The sequence below is a fragment of the Streptomyces guryensis genome (assembly GCF_021261325.1).
In the GTDB taxonomy this organism is placed as follows: domain Bacteria; phylum Actinomycetota; class Actinomycetes; order Streptomycetales; family Streptomycetaceae; genus Streptomyces; species Streptomyces guryensis.
Genome location: NZ_JAJSBI010000009.1, coordinates 231,111 through 251,103, shown reverse-complemented (window position 1 = coordinate 251,103; position 19,993 = coordinate 231,111). Strand labels below are relative to the sequence as shown.

The 19,993-nt window shown below is 72.6% G+C and carries 17 protein-coding genes; 8 read left to right on the top strand and 9 right to left on the bottom strand.

Annotation, left to right across the window (positions count from 1 at the left end; all coding sequences use genetic code 11):
* Nucleotides 1–81: 81 nt before the first annotated feature.
* Together pdhA and LJ657_RS48980 are read left to right on the top strand one after the other, a co-directional pair.
* Complete coding sequence (gene pdhA, locus LJ657_RS20245) at nucleotides 82–1,203, top strand: pyruvate dehydrogenase (acetyl-transferring) E1 component subunit alpha (RefSeq protein WP_232650099.1); 1,122 nt, start codon at nucleotides 82–84, stop codon at nucleotides 1,201–1,203.
* A gap of 1 nt (nucleotide 1,204) precedes the next feature.
* Nucleotides 1,205–3,250 (top strand): 2-oxo acid dehydrogenase subunit E2, encoded by a 2,046-nt coding sequence (locus LJ657_RS48980; RefSeq protein ID WP_372487938.1) that lies wholly within the window; start codon nucleotides 1,205–1,207, stop codon nucleotides 3,248–3,250.
* A 3-nt stretch (nucleotides 3,251–3,253) separates the two neighbouring features.
* Here LJ657_RS48980 and LJ657_RS20230 read toward each other — a convergent pair whose 3' ends face one another.
* Nucleotides 3,254–4,108, bottom strand: a complete 855-nt coding sequence (locus LJ657_RS20230) for an isocitrate lyase/PEP mutase family protein (RefSeq protein WP_232650097.1) — start codon at nucleotides 4,106–4,108, stop codon at nucleotides 3,254–3,256.
* Nucleotides 4,109–4,200: 92 nt separating this feature from the next.
* Nucleotides 4,201–5,376 (bottom strand): cytochrome P450, encoded by a 1,176-nt coding sequence (locus LJ657_RS20225; protein WP_232650096.1) that lies wholly within the window; start codon nucleotides 5,374–5,376, stop codon nucleotides 4,201–4,203.
* 223 nt (nucleotides 5,377–5,599) lie between these two features.
* On the opposite strand from LJ657_RS20225, the gene lanKC reads away from it, so the two are divergent.
* From lanKC to LJ657_RS20205, 4 genes are all read left to right on the top strand, one after another.
* Nucleotides 5,600–8,212, top strand: a complete 2,613-nt coding sequence (gene lanKC, locus LJ657_RS20220) for a class III lanthionine synthetase LanKC (RefSeq protein ID WP_232650093.1) — start codon at nucleotides 5,600–5,602, stop codon at nucleotides 8,210–8,212.
* A gap of 7 nt (nucleotides 8,213–8,219) precedes the next feature.
* Entirely contained in the window at nucleotides 8,220–8,339 is a 120-nt protein-coding gene (locus LJ657_RS20215) for a SapB/AmfS family lanthipeptide (RefSeq protein WP_232650091.1), read from the top strand.
* An 84-nt stretch (nucleotides 8,340–8,423) separates the two neighbouring features.
* Entirely contained in the window at nucleotides 8,424–10,154 is a 1,731-nt protein-coding gene (locus LJ657_RS20210; RefSeq protein ID WP_232650089.1) for an ABC transporter ATP-binding protein, read from the top strand.
* Nucleotides 10,151–12,829, top strand: coding sequence for an ATP-binding cassette domain-containing protein (locus tag LJ657_RS20205; protein ID WP_232650088.1), 2,679 nt, complete (start codon nucleotides 10,151–10,153; stop codon nucleotides 12,827–12,829). Before LJ657_RS20210 ends, LJ657_RS20205 begins: the two co-directional genes overlap by 4 nt.
* A gap of 22 nt (nucleotides 12,830–12,851) precedes the next feature.
* Here the strand turns inward: LJ657_RS20205 and LJ657_RS20200 are convergent, their stop codons facing one another.
* Nucleotides 12,852–13,463: a response regulator transcription factor gene (locus LJ657_RS20200; protein ID WP_232650086.1), complete on the bottom strand. Its 612-nt coding sequence runs from the start codon at nucleotides 13,461–13,463 to the stop codon at nucleotides 12,852–12,854.
* 206 nt (nucleotides 13,464–13,669) lie between these two features.
* On the opposite strand from LJ657_RS20200, the gene LJ657_RS20195 reads away from it, so the two are divergent.
* Entirely contained in the window at nucleotides 13,670–14,728 is a 1,059-nt protein-coding gene (locus LJ657_RS20195; protein WP_232650085.1) for a right-handed parallel beta-helix repeat-containing protein, read from the top strand.
* 48 nt (nucleotides 14,729–14,776) lie between these two features.
* Nucleotides 14,777–15,805, top strand: coding sequence for a methyltransferase (locus tag LJ657_RS20190; protein ID WP_232650083.1), 1,029 nt, complete (start codon nucleotides 14,777–14,779; stop codon nucleotides 15,803–15,805).
* An 80-nt stretch (nucleotides 15,806–15,885) separates the two neighbouring features.
* Here LJ657_RS20190 and LJ657_RS20185 read toward each other — a convergent pair whose 3' ends face one another.
* The 6 genes from LJ657_RS20185 to LJ657_RS20160 are packed head-to-tail and all read right to left on the bottom strand — an operon-like array spanning nucleotide 15,886 to nucleotide 19,931.
* Complete coding sequence (locus LJ657_RS20185) at nucleotides 15,886–16,218, bottom strand: TcmI family type II polyketide cyclase (protein ID WP_232650082.1); 333 nt, start codon at nucleotides 16,216–16,218, stop codon at nucleotides 15,886–15,888.
* Between the two features lie 22 nt (nucleotides 16,219–16,240).
* On the bottom strand, nucleotides 16,241–16,720 hold the full coding sequence (locus LJ657_RS20180; RefSeq protein ID WP_232650081.1) for an SRPBCC family protein: 480 nt from the start codon (nucleotides 16,718–16,720) through the stop codon (nucleotides 16,241–16,243).
* A 1-nt stretch (nucleotide 16,721) separates the two neighbouring features.
* Nucleotides 16,722–16,976 carry an acyl carrier protein gene (locus LJ657_RS20175; RefSeq protein ID WP_232650080.1) on the bottom strand — a complete coding sequence of 85 codons (255 nt, stop codon included), beginning with the start codon at nucleotides 16,974–16,976 and terminating at the stop codon, nucleotides 16,722–16,724.
* A gap of 29 nt (nucleotides 16,977–17,005) precedes the next feature.
* A complete protein-coding gene (locus LJ657_RS20170) occupies nucleotides 17,006–18,259 on the bottom strand; it encodes a beta-ketoacyl synthase N-terminal-like domain-containing protein (protein WP_232650079.1) in 1,254 nt (417 codons plus the stop codon).
* A complete protein-coding gene (locus tag LJ657_RS20165) occupies nucleotides 18,256–19,524 on the bottom strand; it encodes a beta-ketoacyl-[acyl-carrier-protein] synthase family protein (protein WP_232650077.1) in 1,269 nt (422 codons plus the stop codon). The genes LJ657_RS20170 and LJ657_RS20165 overlap by 4 nt, the downstream gene beginning before the upstream one ends.
* Nucleotides 19,521–19,931: a cupin domain-containing protein gene (locus LJ657_RS20160; protein WP_232650076.1), complete on the bottom strand. Its 411-nt coding sequence runs from the start codon at nucleotides 19,929–19,931 to the stop codon at nucleotides 19,521–19,523. Before LJ657_RS20160 ends, LJ657_RS20165 begins: the two co-directional genes overlap by 4 nt.
* Nucleotides 19,932–19,993 lie beyond the last annotated feature (62 nt).

Below are 19,993 nucleotides of genomic sequence, written 5' to 3'. Positions count from 1 at the left end.
TAGCTGCCGGGCAGTTGAGAACCCCACGTGCTGCGGAGATCATCCGAAGCGCGAAAGCCGTTCGGAAAGGGTGGCGGATACATGGGCAACAAGCCGACGGGAACGAGAGCGGGGAATGCGCGAGAGCCCTCGCCTTGGCTCCCCTCCCCGGTTCCGGTTTCCCTTCTGTCGTCGGACGCCGGGACGGCGGGCAGGACGTACGCCGAGCCGTCGGCCGAGTCCCTGCTGGCGGCGTACCGGAAGATGGTCGTCGGGCGCCGCTTCGACGAGCAGGCGACGGCGCTCGCCCGGCAGGGCAGGCTCGCGGTCCATCCCTCCAGCCTCGGCCAGGAGGCCTGTCAGGTGGGCGCCGCGCTCGCCCTGCGCGCCACGGACTGGCTGTTCCCCACCTACCGCGACTGCGTGTCGCTGGTCAGCCGCGGGATCGACGCGGTCGAGGCGCTGACGCTGCTGCGCGGGGACGCCCACTGCGGCTACGACCCGGTGCGGCACCGCACGGCACCGCAGTGCACCCCGCTGGCCACTCACGCCGCGCACGCCACGGGACTGGCCCACGGCGAGCGCCTCAAGGGCGCGGACACCGTCGCCCTCGCGCTCGTGGGCGACGGAGCCACCAGCGAGGGCGACTTCCATGAAGCCCTCAACCTGGCGGGCGTGCTGAAGGCCCCGGTGGTGTTCCTGGTGCAGAACAACGGGTACGCCATCTCCGTCCCGCTGTCCGAGCAGTGCGCGGCACCGGGCCTGGCGTACAAGGGAGTCGGCTACGGCATCCGCTCGGAGCAGGTGGACGGCAACGACGCCGCCGCCGTGCTCGCCGTACTGACGACGGCGGTCGAGGACGCCCGGGCGGGCGGTGGGCCGTGGCTGGTCGAGGCGCACACCTACCGGATGGGCCCCCACACCAGCGCCGACGACCCCTCCCGCTACCGCACGGCCGCCGAGGCCGACGGCTGGCGGCAGCGCGACCCGATCGCCCGGCTGGAGTCGGAGCTGCGCGCGCGGGGTCTGCTGACCGACGCCGAGGTGAAGGCGGCGGCCGCCGAGGCGGAGGCGTACGCCACCGACGTACGCGAACGGCTTTACACCGACCCGGAGTTGAACCCGGAGGCCCTCTTCGACCATGTCTTCTCTTCGCCGACCCCACACATCGCCGACCAACGAGCCGCCCTGCGGGCCGAGTTGGCCGACCTGGAGGATTGCTGACATGACCGCGGTCGACACGGGGATGGCCCAGGCCCTCAACTCCGCCCTGCGGGACGCGCTGGGTGCGGACGAAAGGGTTGTGGTCTTCGGCGAGGACGTCGGACGCCTCGGCGGCGTCTTCCGGGTCACCGACGGGCTGCGGGACGCCTTCGGCGACGGCCGCTGCTTCGACACACCGGTCAGCGAGGCCGGCATCGCGGGCCTCGCCATCGGGATGGCGATGACCGGATGGCGGCCGGTGGTGGAGATGCAGTTCGACGCGTTCGCCTACCCGGCGTTCGAGCAGATCACCTCCCACATGGCGAAGATGCGCAACCGCACCCGCGGCGCCCTCGCGCTGCCCCTGGTCGTCCGGATCCCCTACGGCGGCGGCATCGGCGGCGTGGAGCACCACAGCGACTCCAGCGAGGCGTACTACGCGCACACGGCGGGTCTGAAGGTCGTGACCCCGGCGACGGCGGCGGACGCCTACTCCCTGCTGCGCGAGGCGATCGACGACCCGGACCCGGTGATCTTCCTGGAGCCGAAGCGCCGCTACTGGGCCAAGGAGCCCCTCCAACTCCCGGTCCGCACCGGACCGTTCGGCACCGCGGCCGTGCGCCGCGCCGGAGCCGACGCCACGCTCGTCGCCTACGGTCCCTCGGTCGCCGTAGCCCTCGAAGCGGCCCGGCTGGCCGCCGCGCAGGGCCTGGACGTCGAGGTGCTGGATCTGCGCACCCTCGTGCCCCTCGACGACCGCGCGCTGACCGCGTCGGTGCGCCGGACCGGCCGCTGCCTGGTGGTGCACGAGGCGCAGGGCTTCGCCGGGGTCGGCGCCGAGATCGCGGCGCGGGTGCAGGAGCACTGTTTCGACGCGCTGCGGGCGCCCGTGCTGCGGGTCACGGGGTTCGACATCCCGTATCCGCCGCCGCTGCTGGAGGACGCCCATCTGCCGGGCGTGCGCCGGGTGCTCGACGGCCTGCACCGCCTGCTGCCCTCGGCGCGACGGGCCCGCCACCCTCTTCCCGCCGCGGACGCGCCCCCGCCCGGCCGTACGTTCCTCCTGCCCGACCTGGGTGAGGGGCTGGCCGAGGCGGAGGTGGTGGAGTGGTTGGTCGCCGTGGGCGACCCCGTCGAGCACGATCAGGTCGTTGCGGAGGTCGAGACGGCCAAGTCCGTGGTGACGCTGCCGAGTCCGTTCGCGGGGATCGTCACCGCCCTGCACTGCGGGGCCGGCGCGGTCGTCGAGGTGGGGGCGCCGCTGCTGACCGTGGAGGAGTCGGCGGAGGCATCGGGCTCGGGCGCCGTCCTGACCGGCTACGGGACGTCGGGCCGGCCCGGATGCAAGCCGTCGCCCCGCCGGACGGCCACGACCGGCACGGCCGACGCCGTGCATGAGCAGGACGCTCCGGCTCCTGCTCCGGGGGCCGCCACCCGGATCCCGCTGGGCCCCTCCGCCGGCAAGTTCGTCCGCGGGCACCGTGACACCCCTGCCGTGACCATCTGGGCGGACACCGACGCGAGCGGCCTGCTCACCGCCCGCACCACCCTCGGCACGGGGCTGATGCCCCTCCTCGCCCGGGCCTGCCTCGACGCGCTGGCCGCCTTCCCGGAGCTCAACTCCCGTGTCGACGCCGACCGTCAGGAGCTCGTCCGCCTGCCTCAGGTGCATCTCGGCTTCGCCGCGCAGACCGACCACGGCCTGGTCGTCCCCGTGGTCCGTGACGCCGACCGCCTCTCGCTCGGCGACCTGGCCGCCGAACTACGGCGGCTCACCGCCCTGGCGCGCCGGGGAGCACTGCCCGCCGAGCACCGCACCGGCGGTACCTTCACCCTGAACAACTACGGCGGCTTCGACGTCGACGGCGCCACGCCGATCCTCAACCACCCTCAGGCGGCGATGATCGGCGTGGGCCGCGTCACCGACCGCCCCTGGGTGAAGGACGGCCGCGTCGAGGTCCGCAAGGTCGTCAACGTGTCCCTGACCTTCGACCACCGCGTCTGCGACGGCGGCACGGCGGCGGGCTTTCTGAGGCATGTCGTCGACGGCCTCGACCTCGCCGGCTGAGCGTCAAGGCCGCGGCTGGAAGAGGTGGTTGAGGTCCGACTGCGGGATCTGGTCGTCGGCGTAGGAGAAGGTGCCCCGGTCGGCCAGTTCCCGCGCTGCGCTCAGCAGGTGGCGGTACATCGCCCGGGCGATGCTGCCGCCGACCGTGACCCGCCGTACGCCGAGTTCACGCAGATCGTCCAGTGACAGCGTGCCGCCCGTCAGGCCCATGACGACGTTGAGCGGGCCGTCGAGTTCACGCACCAGGGTGCCGATGGTCGTGGCATCGGCGGCGCCTGGTACGAACGCGCAGTCCGCCCCGGCGGCCAGGTAGGCGTTGGCCCGCCGGATGCACTCGTCGAGCGTGCCGCCGACCAGCAGCACGTCGGTCCGGCCGACCAGGACGAAGGGCTCGCCGCCCGCGTCCACGGCAGCGCGGGCGGCACGGATGCGGTCGGCTGCGAGGGCCGGGTCGTAGAGCGGCCCCTTGCGGTCGCCGGTGAAGTCCTCGATGTTGCCTCCCGCCGCGCCGGCCGCGAGCGCCATGGAGATCGTGGTCGCCACGGTCTCGGGGGCCTCGCCGTACCCGTCCTCGAGGTCGGCGCTGAGCGGCACCGTGACCTCGTCGGCGATCTCGCGGACGCGGCGCAGCATCGTCTCGCGGTCGACGCGGTCCTCTGGCGCCTGCTCGCTGAAGAAGTCGTGGTCCGGGCGCCCCAGGGAGAACGCGACTCCCGCGCTGGTGGTCGCCACGGCGGGGAAGCCGGCCGACTCCAGGATCCGGGCGCTGCCCACGTCCCACGCGTTGGGAAGCAGAAAGCAGCCCTGCTGGTGCAACTGGACGAATCGTCCCGCTCGTTCTCGGCTCTCGCTGTTCACACGAAGAACCTATGAGTCGTGGGCCCGAGCCGGAACCCTCGTCCCGGGCGTGTCACTCCCGGTGGTCCGGACGTTGCGCTGCGATGGGCCGCTCAGCGGGGGCTGTCCCACCGCACGTGCAGGGCGGGGGGTTTGCGGAAGACCAGGCCGTACGGGGCGGTGGGGCGGTCCGGGGCGAGGCGCAGGGCGGGGAGACGTTGCAGCAGGCGCTGGAGAGCGATGCGGGTCTCCAGGCGGGCCAGGTGGGCGGCGATGCAGTGGTGCGGGCCGTGTGCGAAGGCCAGTTGGAGGCGTGCGTTCTCGCGGCGGACGTCGAAGCGGTCGGGGTCGGGGAAGACGGCCGGGTCGCGGTTGGCGCCGGCCAGGGAGACGGTGACCAGATCGCCCCGGCGGACGCCGGCCGGACCCAGTGCTGTGTCACATACCGCGTACCGGTCCACGACGGCCGCTCCGGGTTCCAGGCGCAGCGACTCCTCGATCGCACCGTCCAGCAGCTCGAAGTCGCGGAGTACGAGGGCGAGTTGACCGGGATGGCGCAGTAGGTGCAGCAGGGCGTTGGTGATCATCGCCTCGGTGGTTTCGATGCCCCCGAACATCAGGACCGCTGCGTTGGACGCCACTTCGGGCAGCGCCAGCCGCCCGGCGGCCAAGACCAGCGGCGAGGAACTGCCCCCTTCGGCGACCGTGTCCTCCACGGCGGCCCGCAGCTCCGCGTACGCCGCTGCTCCGGCGGGTCCCGCCGCGTGTCCGGCGGTGATGTCGGAGACCTCCCGCACGATGGCGTCGTACCAGGTCAGCACCGTGTCCGTGCCGACTCCGACCAGCCCGAGCGCCTCGGTCACGACGGCGACCGCGAGCGGTCCGGCGAAGGCACGTCTCGGTTCGGCCGCGCCCGCCGACTCCAGTGCGTTGATGAGCCGTCCGGTCTCCTGCTCGATGAACGAGGCGAAGCCGTCGCGCACCTGCCGTGGGCGGAAAGGGGAGTTGAAGGGCTCGCGGTGGCGGGTGTGCTGCTCCCCGTCCAGCGACAGCATGCTCGGCCCGACGACCTGCGCGGTGGAGAACCGGGGGTCGTCGACGGTGAAGGTCGCCGCGTCCCGCATCACCTGCAGCGCGAGGTCGCGGCGGGTCACCAGCCAGCCGCCCAGCTCCGGCAGCCAGGACACGGGCTCGTGCGCCCGCAGCAGCGCCAGTCGCGGATGCGGATCCCGGGCGAGTTCGTCGAGCGTGGTGGCGGCACCGAGCGGGAAGGAGTCGGCGACGCTCATCGTCCGGAACCGTCGCGCATGGCGGGAATCACGGCCTCCTCGGGAAGTTCGCATACGCCTTCGGTAGTGATTATCCCCTCCGCGGGGTGTGCGTTCGACACAGGGGACCTGTGTGAATCCCACGTCCGTCAGGTGACAGACGCACGATGCCCGCGCCTGCGCCTTCTGCCATCGTGGGAGGTGAGAGGCACCGGGGAGGCGGACTGAACCCTTGGAGACTCCCGTGGACAAGCGGTACGAGGTCTACTGCCTCACCGACCCCCGTTTCTACGACGCACCACACCATGGCCGGACACACGGCCGCTTCCGGCAGGCCGGCCGTCGGCTCCCCGGCTCGTGGGCGCGCGAGGAACTCGGCGACTGGGTGGTGTGCCGTCCCACCGACACCGTGTTCCCCCGGCAGGGCTGGAAGATCCATGTCTCGGCGTGTCCCGACAACGCGCAGTCGATCCTGGACGAGGTGTGGGACTACTGCGTCCCGCGCCGCATCGCCTTCAAGTTCCTGCCCGGCATGGACGCCCTGTTCCTGGCCAACGCGAAGTACGCGCACCGCGGCTCCAGCGGCAAGTTCGTGACCGTCTACCCCGTGGACGAGGCCGGGTGCGAGCGCATCCTCACCGAGCTGGGCGGCCTGCTCGACGGCAGGTCGGGCCCGTACATCCTCAGCGACCTGCGCTGGGGCGACGGTCCGCTCTACGTCAGGTACGGGGCCTTCGCCGACCGGTACTGCGTGTCGGACGACGGCGTGCTGGAGCAGGCGGTGGAGGACCCCTCCGGCCGTCTGGTGCCCGACGTCCGCGGCCCCACCTTCCTGGTGCCCGAGTGGGTGCAGCTGCCCGGCTTCCTCGAACCGCACCTCGCCGAGAGCCGCCGCACCACCGTCGCCGACCTGCCGTACCGGATCGAGAAGGCGCTGCACTTCTCCAACGGCGGCGGACTGTACGCCGGAGTGGACACGCGGACGCAGGAGCGTGTCGTCCTCAAGGAGGGGCGGCCGCACGCGGGGCTCACCCCGGACGGCGCGGACGCCGTCACCCGGCTCCGGCGCGAGCGGGAGGCCCTGGAACGGCTGGCCGGCCTGCCGTTCGTGCCCGCGCTCCGCGACCACTTCGAACTGGGCGGCCACCACTTCCTCGTCGAGGAGTTCGTCGAGGCCACGGCTCTGTACACCGAGTTCGTCAAGCGCTATCCGCTCGCCGCGCTGGACCCGGCCCCCGCCGCCTTCGCCGACTACACCGACTGGGCCCTCGACATCCACCGGCAGGTGGAGGAGGCGGTCGCGGCGGTCCACGAGCGGGGCATCGTGATAGGGGACGTGCACACGGACAACATCCTGGTCAGCCCGGACGGCAGGGTGGTGCTGGTCGACTTCGAGGGCGCCGCGGACGTGGCGCAGGCACGGCGCCAGGTGCTGGCGGCGCCGGGCTTCATCGCCCCGCGCGGCGCCACCGGCTTCGACATCGACCGGTACGCGCTGGCCAGTCTGCGGCTGTTCCTGTTCCTGCCGCTGACCGGTCTGATCGAACTGGACGCCGGCAAGGCGGGGCAGCTCGCCAGGGAGGCCGCCGAGCTGTTCCCGGTCCCGCGCGGGTTCCTCGACGAGGCCGTACGCACCATCACCGGCGCCCACGGCATCGACTCCGGCGCGGGCGACGCGCCCCGGCTGGAGCCCGACCGGGCGGGCTGGCTGCACACCCGGGACTCGATCGCCGCCGCCGTGCTGGCCGCCGCCGCACCGGAGCGCCACGACCGGCTCTTCCCGGGCGACATCGACCAGTTCCTGCTCCCGGGCGGCGGCCTGGGCCTCGCCCACGGCGCGGCAGGCGTGCTGTACGCGCTGGACGTGACGGGCGCGGGACGCCATCCCGGCCACGAGGAGTGGCTGATCCGGCACGCACTCGACCCGGCACCCGGCACCCGCCTCGGCTTCTACGACGGCCTGCACGGCGTCGCCCACGTCCTGCAGCACCTCGGGCACCACGAGGAGGCCGTCAAGGTCCTCGACATGTGCCTGGACGAACGGTGGGAACCCCTCCCCCTCGACCTCAAGGGCGGCCTGTCCGGCATCGGGCTCAACCTGCTGCACTTCGCGATCACCACCGGCGACGCCACCTGCCGTGACACCGCCTGCCGGGTGGCGGAGGTCGTCGCCGACCGCCTGGGCCCGGCTGACGGCGTCGCGGAGACCAGCGGCGGTGCCCACCCCAGGGCGGGGCTGATGTACGGGGCGTCCGGACCGGCGCTGTTCTTCCTGCGCCTGTACGAGCGCAGCAAGGACCCGGCCCTGCTCGACCTGGCCGCGACCGCGCTGCGCCAGGACCTGCGGCGCTGCGTCCTGCGCGAGGAGGGGTCGATGGAGGTGAACGAGGGCTGGCGCACCATGCCGTATCTCGCCGACGGCAGCGTGGGCATCGGCATGGTCCTGGAGGACTACCTGGCCCACCGCGCGGACGAGGAGTTCCTGGACGCCGCCGCGGCGATCCGCAAGGCGGCCAGGGCGTCCTTCTACATCGAGCCCGGGCTGTTCGACGGCCTCGCCGGGATGATTCTCCACCTCAGCCGCCCGTACCCGCCCGGCACGGCCGCCGAGCGGGACCACCTGATCGCCGACCACGTACGCCGCCTGGCCCGCCACGCCTGCCTCCTGGACGGGCAACTGGCCTTCCCCGGCGAGCAGTTGCTGCGGCTTTCCATGGACCTGGCCACCGGCGGCGCGGGCGTCCTGCTCGCGCTGGGCGCCGCATTCCACTCCCGGCCGGCCGGACTGCCGTTCCTGACACCCGACGTGCCCGCTCATGACTTCCCCGTCCCCACGCGAGTACGAGAGAGGAGGTGAGGACATCATGTCGCTCCTCGAACTGCAGGGCCTCACCATCGAGACCGAAACCGGACACTATCCGCCGCCGGGCAGCCGCGCGAGCAAGGGCTGCGGAGGCAGCCGGCTGAGCCTGCTGCTCTGCTAGTTCTCACCCCGAGGGCGGGAACACCTCAGGTGTCCCCGCCCCTTTCCGCTGGAACCATCCGAAGACGGGAGACGGGAGCGGCCGGTGGAGCGACGCGCGGCGGACCGCCTGCTGCTGACGGCGGTCCGGCGGGGCGGCACCTGGGGCATCCTCCTGGCCGCCACGTCCCTTGTGCTCGCCGGGGTCTACGTCGTTCTGCCCGCCGTCATGGGTCGCACGGTCGACGCCGTGCTGGGGCGCGGCGACGCCACCCGGTGGCTGAGCCTGTCCGCCGTCGCCGTCACGCTGCTCGTGGTGTGCGACGCGGCGGACGACTACGCGGGCGCCGTCGCCAACTCCCGCTGCACTGCATGGCTGCGGCACACCCTGCTGGGGCACGTCCTCGACATGGGCACCCGGGCCACCCGCCGCCACACCCCCGGCGACCTGGTGACGCGGCTGGTGAGCAACACCGCCCGGACCGGCAGCGCCCCGTCGGGCCTGGTGTGGGCGGTCACCGAACTGCTCCCGCCGGTCGGGGCGGTGGTGGCCCTGGCCCTGATCGACCCCTGGCTCTGTCTGACGTTCCTGGCCGGACTGCCGCTGATCCTCCTGGTGGTGCGCGCCTTCGTCCGTGACGTCTCCGACGTCAACGACCGCTACTTCGCCACCCAGGGCCGTATCGCCGCCCGGCTCGTCGACGCCCTCACCGGAATCCGCTCCATCACCGCCGCCGGGACCACTGCCCGGGAAGCGGAGCGGATCCTGGAGCCGCTGCCGGAGCTGCACCGCCATGGCATGGGGATGTGGCGGGCCTACGCCCGGGTCTCCGCGCGGGACGCGGCGGTCGTCCCCCTGCTGGAGGTCGCGGTGCTGGCGGTGGCGGGCCTGGAGCTCGCCCGGGGCCGCATCACACCGGGTCAGACGCTCGCCGCGAGCGAGTACGTGCTGCTGGCCACGGGCGTGAGTTCACTGGCGGCCTCGGCGCACCGGCTCGCCTTCGCGCGCGCCACGGCGGGGCGGGTCGCCGAGGTGCTGGCGGAACCCGCGGTGACGTACGGCGACGCGCGGCTGCCGGACGGGGGCGGCGGCCGCCTGGAGTTCCGGCGGGTGACCGTCCGCGCGGCGGAGGGCGGCAGGGTGCTGGACGGAATCGAGCTGGCCCCGCCACCAGGCCTGTTGACGGCCGTCGTGGGGCGTTCGGGATCCGGCAAGTCGCTGCTCGCCGCGCTGGCCGGGCGGCTGGCCGACCCGGACGAGGGCGAGGTACTGCTCGACGGTGTGCCGCTGCGTGACGTGGACCGCGCGGCGCTGCGGCGGGCCGTCGCGTACGGCTTCGACCGGCCGGTGCTGCTGGGCGAGACGTATGCCGACGCGATCGCCTTCGGGACACGCGCCCCTGCGCGGGCCGAGGTGCTGGCGGGGGCGACCGCCGCCCGCGCCGACACCTTCCTCCAGACCCTGCCCGAGGGGTACGGCACCCGGCCGGCCGCGGCGCCGCTGTCCGGCGGGGAGACCCAACGGGTGGGCCTGGCACGCGCGTTCGTCCAGGCGGGCCCGGCCGGCCGTCTTCTGGTGCTCGATGACGTGACGGCCGGCCTCGACACGGTCACCGAGCACCACATCGGCCAGGTGCTCGCCGGGTCCGGGCGCCTCGCACGCCGTACCCGGCTCGTGGTGACCCACCGGGCGTCCACCGCGGCCCGCGCGGACCACGTCGTGTGGCTCGACGCGGGCCGGGTGCGCGGCCAGGGCACCCACCGCGCGCTGTGGGCGGACCCTGAGTACCGGGCCGTCTTCCGTCCGGAGCCGCCGCCCGACGAGGGCCCGCCATGAACCGGGCGGCCCGCGGCCTGCTTCGCTCCACGCTCCGCGCCCGGCGCCGGGAGTTCGTACGGCTCACCGGCTGGTCGCTGGTCCAGGCGGTGCCGGCGCTGCTGTCCGGCTGGCTGGTGGCCCGGGCCGTCGACGACGGTTTCCTCGCCGGCCGCAGTGCCGAGGGCCTCGGCTGGCTGGGGCTGCTGGCCTGCGCCGCCCTGCTCGGAGCCTGGGGCACCCGGCAGGCCACGCTGCAACTGGCCGGCGTCGTCGAACCGTTCCGCGACGACCTGGTCACCCTCGTCACCACGGGCACCCTGCAGCGCTCCGCCCGCCTCACCGGACCGGCCGACACGGCGGGCGTGGCACGGCTGACCGAACAGGTCGAGATCGCCCGTGAGTCGTACGGGGCGATCGTGATGTTCGTGCAGACCTTCTCGGTCACCGCGGTGAGTGTGCTGCTCGGGCTGGCGGTACTCGATCCCGCCCTGCTGCTGTTCGTGCTGCCGCCCCTGGCGGCCGGGCTCGCACTGTTCCTGCTGGCCCTGCGTGCCATGGCCGCCCGGCAGCGGGCGGTGGTGCTGGCCGACGAGGCCATCGCCGAGCAGGTGGGCGCGGTGGCCGACGGGCTGCGGGACGTCACCGCCTGCGGCGCCGAGGACGTCGTGCGTGCTCGGGTCGGCGTCCGCATCGACGCGGCGGCCGACGCGGCCCGCGCCCTGGCCCGGCTCACCGCCGTGCGGACCGCCGCACTGGGCGTCGGCGGCTGGCTGCCGATCGTGCTCATCCTGGCCGGAACCCCTTGGCTGGTCCGCGGCGGCGTGACGACCGGCGCCGTCCTGGGTGCGCTGACATATGTCTCCCAGTCCCTGCAACCGGCTCTACGGGGCTTCGTCCAGGGCCTCGGCGGCAGCGGCCTGTGGCTACTGGTGACCCTGACCCGAATCCTGGAAGCGTCCACCCCGACGGCACCGGCACCGACCCGGCCCCGACCTGCCGACACCAGTCCGGGCAACACACCGTCCGCGGCCGATGGTTGGGGAGGGGGGACCACAGGCATTCTCCCCAGAGCGCTGACGGACGGGCCCGGAGAGCCACGGTCCCGGACGAGGGGCGCCATACAGGACAAGCCCCCGTCTGCTGCCGACGTTGGACGCAGGGCAGCGGCCTTCTCGCCGAGGACGGCCCCGGGCAGACTCGAAGATCCACCACCCCCGGATACGAACCCCGGACCGAACAAGACCACGCCAGCTGCACCCGGCCCGGGGAGCCGCAAGGCCACCACCCGCTACCCGGGCACAGCCACGGGCAAGCCCGGCATGCTGCCGATCCCACAAAAGGACGCCCCGCCGGACAACACCCCGCCACCCGCACCCAGCCCGGGTGAGCGCAAGGTCACGAGCCCCCCGAAGACAGGGGCGGCCGAGCCCGGAGAGCCACCCGTCCCGGAAAAGGACCCCACACCCGACAACACCCTGCCCCCCGCACCCAGCCCCGGAAGCCGCAAGGCCACCACCCCCTGCCCCAGCACAGCCACGGGCAAGCCCGGCATGCTGCCGACCCCACAAAAGGACGCCCCGCCGGACAACACCCCGCCACCCGCACCCACTCCGGAAAAACGCGAAGCCACCAGCCCCTTCCCCACGACAGTGACGGGTAGGCCGGAAGAGCCGCCAACCCCGGAAACACACGCCACGCCCGACAGCACCCAGCCCCCCGTGCCATCCTCGGAGAAGGGCGCCCCGCCGGCGAACGCCCGGTCCGTTGCCCCCGGTCGGGCAGCGCTGAGGGCCGGCGGCCGAGGATCGGTCGGCATGGGCGGACGGCCGCTGCCTCTCGGCGGCAGCACCGAACCGGACGGGCTGCCCGCCATCAGCGCCGGCCCGGGAGCGCCCGCCCGCGCCTCCCCGGCACCGCAGCCCCGCGACGGTCGTGTCGAGTTGTGCGGGGTCACCTTCGGGTATGCCCGTTCCGCCGAACCGGTCGTCCGGGGGCTGGATCTCGTCCTCGCGTCCGGTACCCACCTGGCGGTCGTCGGGCCCAGCGGGGCGGGCAAGTCGACGCTGGCCGCGCTCATGGCCGGGGTGCTCGAACCGCGGGCCGGCCGGATCCGGCTGGGGGGTGTGCCGGTGCGGGAACTGGATCGGGAGCGGCTGTCGCGGTCGCGTGTGCTGATCCCGCAGGAGGCCTACGTCTTCACCGGCACCCTGCGCGAGAACCTCGCCTACCTTCAGCCCGCGGCCACCACGGCCGAGCTGGACTCGGCGGTCCGTGCCATCGGTGCGCAGGCGCTCGTCCGGCGCCTCGGCGGCTACGACGCGACCCTGGACCCGGCCGTGCTCTCCGCGGGCGAGCGCCAGCTGATCGCCCTGGTCCGGGCCCTGCTGCCGTCGGCCCGGCTGGTCGTGCTGGACGAGGCCACCTGTCACCTCGACCCGGCGGCAGAGGCGGTCGCCGAACGCGCCTTCGCCCGTCGCCCGGCCACTCTGATCGTCTGCGCCCACCGGATCAGTTCCGCGCTGCGCGCCGACCTCGTCCTCGTCATGGACGGCTCGCGCTGCCGCCTCGGCACGCACGATCAGCTGATGGCCGACTGCGCCCTCTACCGCGACCTGATCGGCCACTGGGACGGACGAGCAGACGCGACGCGACCGTCCGCCGGCGGCGAACTCGCCTACCGGAAAGGGACGTGAGCCAGAAGGCCGACGGCCCCGGCTACAGCCATCCCGACTGCCGGGCGATCCGGATCGCGTCGATGCGGTTGCGTGCACCGGTCTTCCTGGAGACCGCGTTCAGATGATTGCGGACCGTTCCCACCGACAGCGACAGCCGGGCGGCGATCTCCCGCGTCGGGCTGCCCTCCGCCGTCAGCCGCAGCACCTCGAGCTCCCTGGGGGTCAGCGGGCTCCCGGCCGAGGACAGCGCCAGCAGCGCCAGCTCCGGGTCGATGAACCGCTCCCCCGCCGCCACCTTGCGCACGCCCTCCGTCAGGAAGTCGCTGGGGCTGTTCCTGCCGATGAGTCCCGTGACGCGCTGGGCCAGCGCCCGGCGCAGATACTCGGGCGTCGCCGTGCCGGCCACCAGCAGGATCCGGCACTCCGGAAGCCGCTCGCTCAGCTCCTGCGAGGTGCCGAGCGCCCCCTCCTCGACGGCGTCGCCGTCACAGTCGATGACGACGACATCGGGCCGGTACGCCATCGCCCGCGTGACAGCCTGCCCGCACCCCGGTGCCGCCGCGACCACCTCGATGTCCTCCTCGCGTGTCAGCAGGGCAGCCAGCGCCCCGCGCACCAGGTCGGTCTCCTCGACGAGAAGAACACGGATCAACATCGCTCCCGCCCGGCCCGCAGCGGCCTGCTCACGCCACACGCCCCGGCCACTCCGACGGCGCCATACGAAGTATCTCCGGTTATCGACCTGTTTGACGCACGGCGCCCCGCCCCGGGGCCGCGGCAGAGGCGGCGCGCGCGGGACACGCCGCCGAATGGCCCATCCAGCAGGTAAGCGGTCTATCAGGTCATAGCGTTCGCAATATGAAGAAATACCGCATTGTGTACATGGTGTGCACCGCAGTGGTGGTCGGGACCGGACTGGGTGCCGCTCCGCCGGCCGCCCGTCATGCGTTCCATGTGGTCATGCCGGGCCAGTCGATCCAGAAGGCGGTGGACGCCGCCCAGCCCGGAGACACCGTGCTTGTGGCCCCCGGCACGTTCCACGAGAGCGTCAAGGTGACCACGCCCGGGCTGACCCTGCGGGGCATGGGGCGCAGCACAGTGATCGAGCCGAGCGTGAAGAAGGCCGCCAACAGCTGTGCCGAGGGCGGCAACGGCATCTGCGTCCTGGGCACGAAGGACCGTGACGTCGAGGGTGTCACCATCGCTTCGCTGACCGTCACCGGCTTCGCCAGGACCGGGGTGTTCGCCATGGCGACCGACCGGCTGACCGTTCAGAACGTGACCACGGCCCGAAACGGCGTGTGGGGCATCGCCCAGGAGCGCTCGGTCCGCGGGCTGATCCGGGACAACAGCGCCCTGAACAACGGCGACGCGGGTGTCTTCCTCGCCAACACGATCAATGAGGAGGCGGGCGCCACGGACACCGGGGGAACACTGATCGACCACAACCGGCTGGAGGGCAACCGGATCGGTCTGACGGTCCGGCGCCTGCGCAACCTCACCGTCGCCGGCAACCGCGCGACAGCCAACTGCGTGGCGATGTTCGTCGTCGGCGACGAGAACAAGCCGAAGGCCGGCGCGCTGACCGTGCGCGACAACCTCGTGGTGCGGAACAACAAGTCGTGCCCGAAGACCGCACGGCTGGACGCCCTGCAGGGCTCCGGCATCGTCCTGACCGGCGCCGAGGACACCCTGGTGACGCGGAACGTGGTCAGGAACAACGTCGGCAATTCCCCGTTGTCGGGCGGCATCGTCCTGTTCAAGAGCTTTGTGGCCGTCACCAGCGACCGCAACCGGATCAGCGACAACGTGGTCGAGGGCAACTCCCCGGCGGATCTCATCAACGCGGACCACGGCACGGGCAACACCTTCGAGCACAACTCCTGCCGGGCCTCCCAGCCCGCGGGAATGTGCTGACCCGCAGGTCGCGGCCCGTCCGCGGGCCCAGAAGGAAGGAAGCGGCACATGACGACCGCACAGACAGCCCCACCGCCGTCCATGCGGCTGAGGGAGCTCGCGTTCGCGGCGGCATGTGCCGCCGCCCTCCGGGCGGCCGCCCGGCTCGGAGTCCCCGACGCCCTCGGTGACCGCCCCATGACCGCGGAGGACCTGGCGGCCGCGGTGAAGGCCGAGGCCCGGCCGCTGCGGCGGCTGCTGCGCACCCTGTCCTGCTACGGCGTCTTCGCCGAGCTGCCGGACGGGACGTTCGCCCACACCGATGTCTCCCGGCTGCTGCGCGAGGACGATCCGAACAGCCTGCGCGCCATCTCTCTGTGGTGCACCGAGCCATGGACCTGGGACGCCTGGCCGAGGCTCGACGAGGCGGTGCGCACCGGGCGCAATGTCGTCGAGGACCTGTACGGCAAGGAGTTCTTCCCGTATCTGAACGAGGACGCCCCGGAGTCCGCCGACGTCTTCAACCGGGCCATGACGACCTCCAGCGTGCAGTCGGCACGGGACGTCGCCGACTTCCTCGACCTGTCGGGAAGTGCGTCGGTCGCCGACCTCGGCGGCGGCCAGGGGCATGTGCTGGTGAGCCTGCTGGACAAGTACCCCTCGCTGCACGGCAGTCTGCTCGACCTGCCGCGGGTGGTGGAGAACGCGCTGCCGAGGCTGCGGCCGGGCGGCGACCTCGCGGAACGTGCGCGCGTCGTGCCCGGTGACGTCCGGGTGGCCGTCCCGGTCGCGGCGGAGGTCTACATCATCAAGAACATCCTGGAGTGGGACGACGACAGCACCGCCCGGACGCTGGGCAACGTCCGGGCGGCGGGCGGCCCGGGGGCCCGGGTCGTGGTCATCGAGAACCTCGTCGACGAGTCGCCCTCGATGCGCTTCAGCACCGCGATGGACCTGCTGCTGCTCCTCAACGTGGGCGGGGCGAAGCACACCACGGACAGCATGGTCGGCCGGCTGACCCAGGCGGGGCTGGTGATCGACGACATCCGTCCGGTCAACCCCTATCTGCACGCGTTCGACTGTCACGTCCCGGCCTGATCCGGCCTTCCCCGGACACAGAACACCGGTCGCCGGGCCCGCGATGCCGCGGGCCCGGCGACCGGTGAGACACGGCCGGGTCAGCCGGCCGGGTCGCGCTCCCAGAGGTAGAACCGCTGGGCCATGGCGTCCTTCGGGGAACGCCAGGTCTCGGGGTCGTACGCGCTGACGTACGCGGACAGCCGCTCGCTGACGTCCCGGAACTCGGGGTGCCGGGTGACCTTGGTGATGGCGGGGCCGGGCTCCCTCTCGGACTCGATCAGGTGCATGTACACGTCGCCGAACTGGAAGAGGCTGCGCCGGACCACCCCGACGAGGTGCGGCAGCTCCCCCCGGTCGGACTCGGCGAACACCTTGGCGATGTCCGGGGCCGAACCGGGGGCCATCCGGGCGACGATCAGTGCCTGGTGCATGGGGGCTGGTTCTCCGTCCGGTTCAGTCGGTCAGACCCGGCGTGGCTCCGCGCTCGGCGGCGGCCTTCTCGATGCGGTCCCGGATCAGCCCCATCTGCACCTTGGAGTTCCGGTTGATGTTGTCGGTCATCCAGGCGTCGTCGACCGGCGCTTCCGGTTTCATCGCGAAGTCCTGCGTCCACACCATGCGGGTGCCGCCCGGCACTTCCTCGTACTGCCAGTGGATGTTCATGTGGGCGAAGGGTCCCGTCTCCACCCGGCGGGCCCTGACGGTGAGCGTGTCGCGGTCGGGCTCGCGTTCGGAGACCCAGCTCCACACGGTGCCGTTCTCGTCCGGGTGCATGGTCAGCCGGAAGGTGGTCCTGTGCCCCTCCCGGGACAGGACCTCGACGGAGGCGTACTCGGTGAACAGCCGTGGCCAGTTCTCCAGGTCGTTGGTCATCTCCCAGACCAGGTCCAGCGGCGCCGCGATGGTGATCTCGTTCTGCGTGTGTCCGGTCATCTCACGCTCCTGTCATGAGGGCACTGTTGACGAGGTCGAGGAACTGCCGGGGTGTCTTGGAGCGTTCGGCGTCGGGGGGCATCGCTGTGCCGTACCGGTTCTCCAGTTCGCCGACGATGCCCAGCAGGCCGAGCGAGTCGACGCCCAGAGTGTCGAAGCCGGGGTTGTGCAACCCGAGTTCCTCGGGGGCGACGGTGACACCGGCGGACTTCTTCATGAGTTCGGCCAGCTCTTCGACGGTTATTCGGTCGGTCATGTGGTTCTCCTCCACTGCTTTGCGGTGCCTCAGGACGAGGCTCCGGTGGCGCCGTGCCGCAGCACCAGCGCCGAGTTCGACCCCATGAGGCCCCGGCTCAGGACGAGTGCCGTGCGCAGCTCGGCGAGGCGGGCCCGGCCGGTCACGAGGTCGAGTTCGTGGCAGACGTCGTAGACGTTGGGGGTGGGCGGGATCAGGCCGTGCTCCATGGCGAGCACGGCCGCCGCGGTGTCGAGCACCGCCGCCGCGCCGTAGCCGCGGCCGATGCCGGTCTTCGGTGCGGTGACGGGCACGCGGGTGCCGTGCCTGCCGAGTGCGTCGGCGATCGCGAGGGCCTCGGCGCGGTCCGCCTCCGGCACACCGAGGGCGTCGGCGAAGACGACGTCGATCTCCTCGGGTGCGCAGCCGGCTTCGGCCAGGGCGCCCCGGACGGCGTGGGCGAGGCCTTCCCGGGACTGCTCCCAGCGGGAGGCGCCGGTGAAGGTGGCCGCGTGCCCGGCGAGGAGCGCCTGCACGCGCGCGCCGCGCGCCAGAGCCGTCCCCTCGTCCTCGACGACGAACATGGCACCGCCCTCGGCGGGTACGAATCCGCAGGCCGCGGAGGTGAACGGGCGGTAGGCGCGGGCCGGGTCGGCTTCGGTGCTGAGTTCCGCGTAGCCGAGCTGGCAGACGACCGAGTAGGGAGCGAGCGGCGCCTCGGTCGATCCGGTCACGATCACGTCGGTGCCGCGCCGCACGGCCCGCGCCGCGTGCGCGAGGGCGTCCAGGCCCCCGGCCTCGTCGCTGGCCACGACCGAGCAGGGGCCCTTGAAGCCGCGGCGGATGGATATCTGGCCGGTACTGGCTGCGTAGAACCAGGCGATGGACTGGTACGGGCCGACGAAGCGACTGCCCTTGCCCCACAGTTGCTGCAGTTCCCGCTGCCCGAACTCGCCGCCGCCGGAACCGGCCGCGGTGACCACACCCACGGAGAACGGGGAGCCGTCGGTTTCGGGCCGGCCGAGCCGGGCATCGTCCAGCGCGAGGTCGGCGGCGGCCATCGCGAAGTGGGTGAACCGGTCGGTCTGGACGAGGAAGCGTTCCTCGATGGCGGCCGACGGGTCGAAGTCGCGGACCTCGCCCGCCACCCTCAGCGGCAGGTGTTCGCAACCCTCGCGGGTGACCCGGTCCAGGACGCAGATGCCCTCCTTGGCGGACTTCCAGAAGGTCTCCGTGGTGGATCCGTTGGGTGCGACCACGCCGATTCCGGTGATGGCCGCCCGCCGTGGATGCGGTTCGCTCATCGTGTCTTCTCCCTCGGCCGGGTCAGGACCACCGCCGACTGGAAGCCCCCGAACCCGCTGCCCACCGAGAGCACGCTGTGCAGTCTCCGCTCGCGTGCGACGCGCGGTACGTAGTCGAGGTCGCACTCCGGGTCCGGGGTCTCGTAGTTGGCGGTCGGCGGGACGATCTGGTGCGCCAACGCCAGGACACAGGCGACGAGTTCGATGGCGCCGATCGCGCCGAGGGAGTGGCCCACCATGGACTTGATGGAGCTCATCGGCGTGTCGTAGGCGTGCGGGCCCAGGGCCCGTTTCACCGCGGCGGTCTCGTGGCGGTCGTTCTGCTGGGTGCCCGAGCCGTGCGCGTTGACGTAGTCGATGGCCGTGCCGTCCAGCCGGGCGTGGTCGAGGGCGGCCTCGATGGCCTTCGCCATCTCCACGCCCTCCCGGGTCAGTCCGGTCATGTGGTAGGCGTTGCCGAAGGTGGCGTAGCCGGCGAGTTCGCAGTAGACGTGCGCGCCACGGGCCCGGGCGTGTTCGAGCTCCTCAAGGACGAGCACCGCGCCGCCCTCGCCCATGACGAACCCGTCGCGGTCGGCGTCGAAGGGGCGCGAGGCGTGCGCGGGGTCGTCGTTGTTCGGGGACGTGGCCTTGATCGCGTCGAAGCAGGCCATGGTGATCGGGGAGATCGGCGAGTCCGAGGCGCCCGCGATGCACACGTCGGCGCGGCCCTCCTCGACGGTGTGGAAGGCGTATCCGACCGCGTCGAGCCCCGAGGTGCAGCCCGTGGAGACGGTCTGCACCGGGCCGCGCGCACCGAACCGCTCGGCCACCGTGGCGGCGAGGGTGCTGGGCGCGAACGCGCGGTGCAGATACGGGCCGGCCTCCCGCGCGTCCACGTCCCAGCGCTGCCCGTGATGGCTGACTCGCACGTAGTCGTGCTCCAGCCGGGTGGTGCCGCCGACCGCGGTGCCCAGCGAGACCCCGACGCGCCAGGGGTTCTCCCGCTCGGTCTCGAGGCCGGCGTCGCGTATCGCCTCCGCCGCGGCGACCAGGGCGAACTGTATGTAGCGGTCGCACCGTGCGGTCTGCTCCGCGTCCAGCCCGTGCGCCGCCGGATCGAAGTCGCACTCGGCGGCTATCCGGGAACGCAGGCCGGCCGGGTCGAAGAACGTGATGCCCCGCGTCGCCGTGCGCCCGGCGGCCAGCAGGTCCCAGAACGCCGGTACCCCTGTGCCGCCGGGTGCGACGACGCCTATGCCGGTGACGGCCACCCGGCGTGTCATGACCGGACCTCTTCGACGGCGTCGCTCTCCTCGGTGTCGACGTGGCCGAGCGGCGGGCTGGGGGCCAGCGGGCCGAGGTGGAAGACGATGCGGGCCTCGACGTTGCCGACGTTGCGGAAGCGGTGCCGCATGTGCATGGGGATCATGAGCCCCTGTTCGGGCCGCAGCGGCTGGGGGACGCCGTCGAGGTCCACCTCCAGGTCCCCGCACACGACGTACACGAACTCCTCGGAGTACGGGTGGTAGTGCTCCCCGATGCGCTCGCCGGGCCGCACGATGGCGACGCCCATGAATCCGCTGGTGGAGCCGACCGTGGCGGGGGTGAGCATGGCACGCAGGTCGCCGCCGCGCCGACGGTTGGGCTCGACCTCGCTGAGATCCACGATTCTGGGACGGGAAGTGATCACGGCGTTCCTCCGATCAGGTCCTGCATCGACGTGGGGGCGGTGGCCGCCCGCCCGGCTGATGG

Excerpts from the sequence above, each read along its gene's own strand:
- LJ657_RS20225 (WP_232650096.1), bottom strand. The coding sequence starts at position 5,376 with ATGAGCGTCGCCGACTCCTTCCCGCTCGGTGCCGCCACCACGCTCGAC.
- LJ657_RS20205 (WP_232650088.1), top strand. The coding sequence starts at position 10,151 with ATGAACCGGGCGGCCCGCGGCCTGCTTCGCTCCACGCTCCGCGCCCGG.
- LJ657_RS20215 (WP_232650091.1), top strand. The coding sequence starts at position 8,220 with ATGTCGCTCCTCGAACTGCAGGGCCTCACCATCGAGACCGAAACCGGA.
- LJ657_RS20185 (WP_232650082.1), bottom strand. The coding sequence starts at position 16,218 with ATGCACCAGGCACTGATCGTCGCCCGGATGGCCCCCGGTTCGGCCCCG.
- LJ657_RS20180 (WP_232650081.1), bottom strand. The coding sequence starts at position 16,720 with ATGACCGGACACACGCAGAACGAGATCACCATCGCGGCGCCGCTGGAC.
- LJ657_RS20190 (WP_232650083.1), top strand. The coding sequence starts at position 14,777 with ATGACGACCGCACAGACAGCCCCACCGCCGTCCATGCGGCTGAGGGAG.
- LJ657_RS20195 (WP_232650085.1), top strand. The coding sequence starts at position 13,670 with ATGAAGAAATACCGCATTGTGTACATGGTGTGCACCGCAGTGGTGGTC.
- pdhA (WP_232650099.1), top strand. The coding sequence starts at position 82 with ATGGGCAACAAGCCGACGGGAACGAGAGCGGGGAATGCGCGAGAGCCC.
- LJ657_RS20165 (WP_232650077.1), bottom strand. The coding sequence starts at position 19,524 with ATGACACGCCGGGTGGCCGTCACCGGCATAGGCGTCGTCGCACCCGGC.
- LJ657_RS48980 (WP_372487938.1), top strand. The coding sequence starts at position 1,205 with ATGACCGCGGTCGACACGGGGATGGCCCAGGCCCTCAACTCCGCCCTG.
- LJ657_RS20170 (WP_232650079.1), bottom strand. The coding sequence starts at position 18,259 with ATGAGCGAACCGCATCCACGGCGGGCGGCCATCACCGGAATCGGCGTG.
- LJ657_RS20175 (WP_232650080.1), bottom strand. The coding sequence starts at position 16,976 with ATGACCGACCGAATAACCGTCGAAGAGCTGGCCGAACTCATGAAGAAG.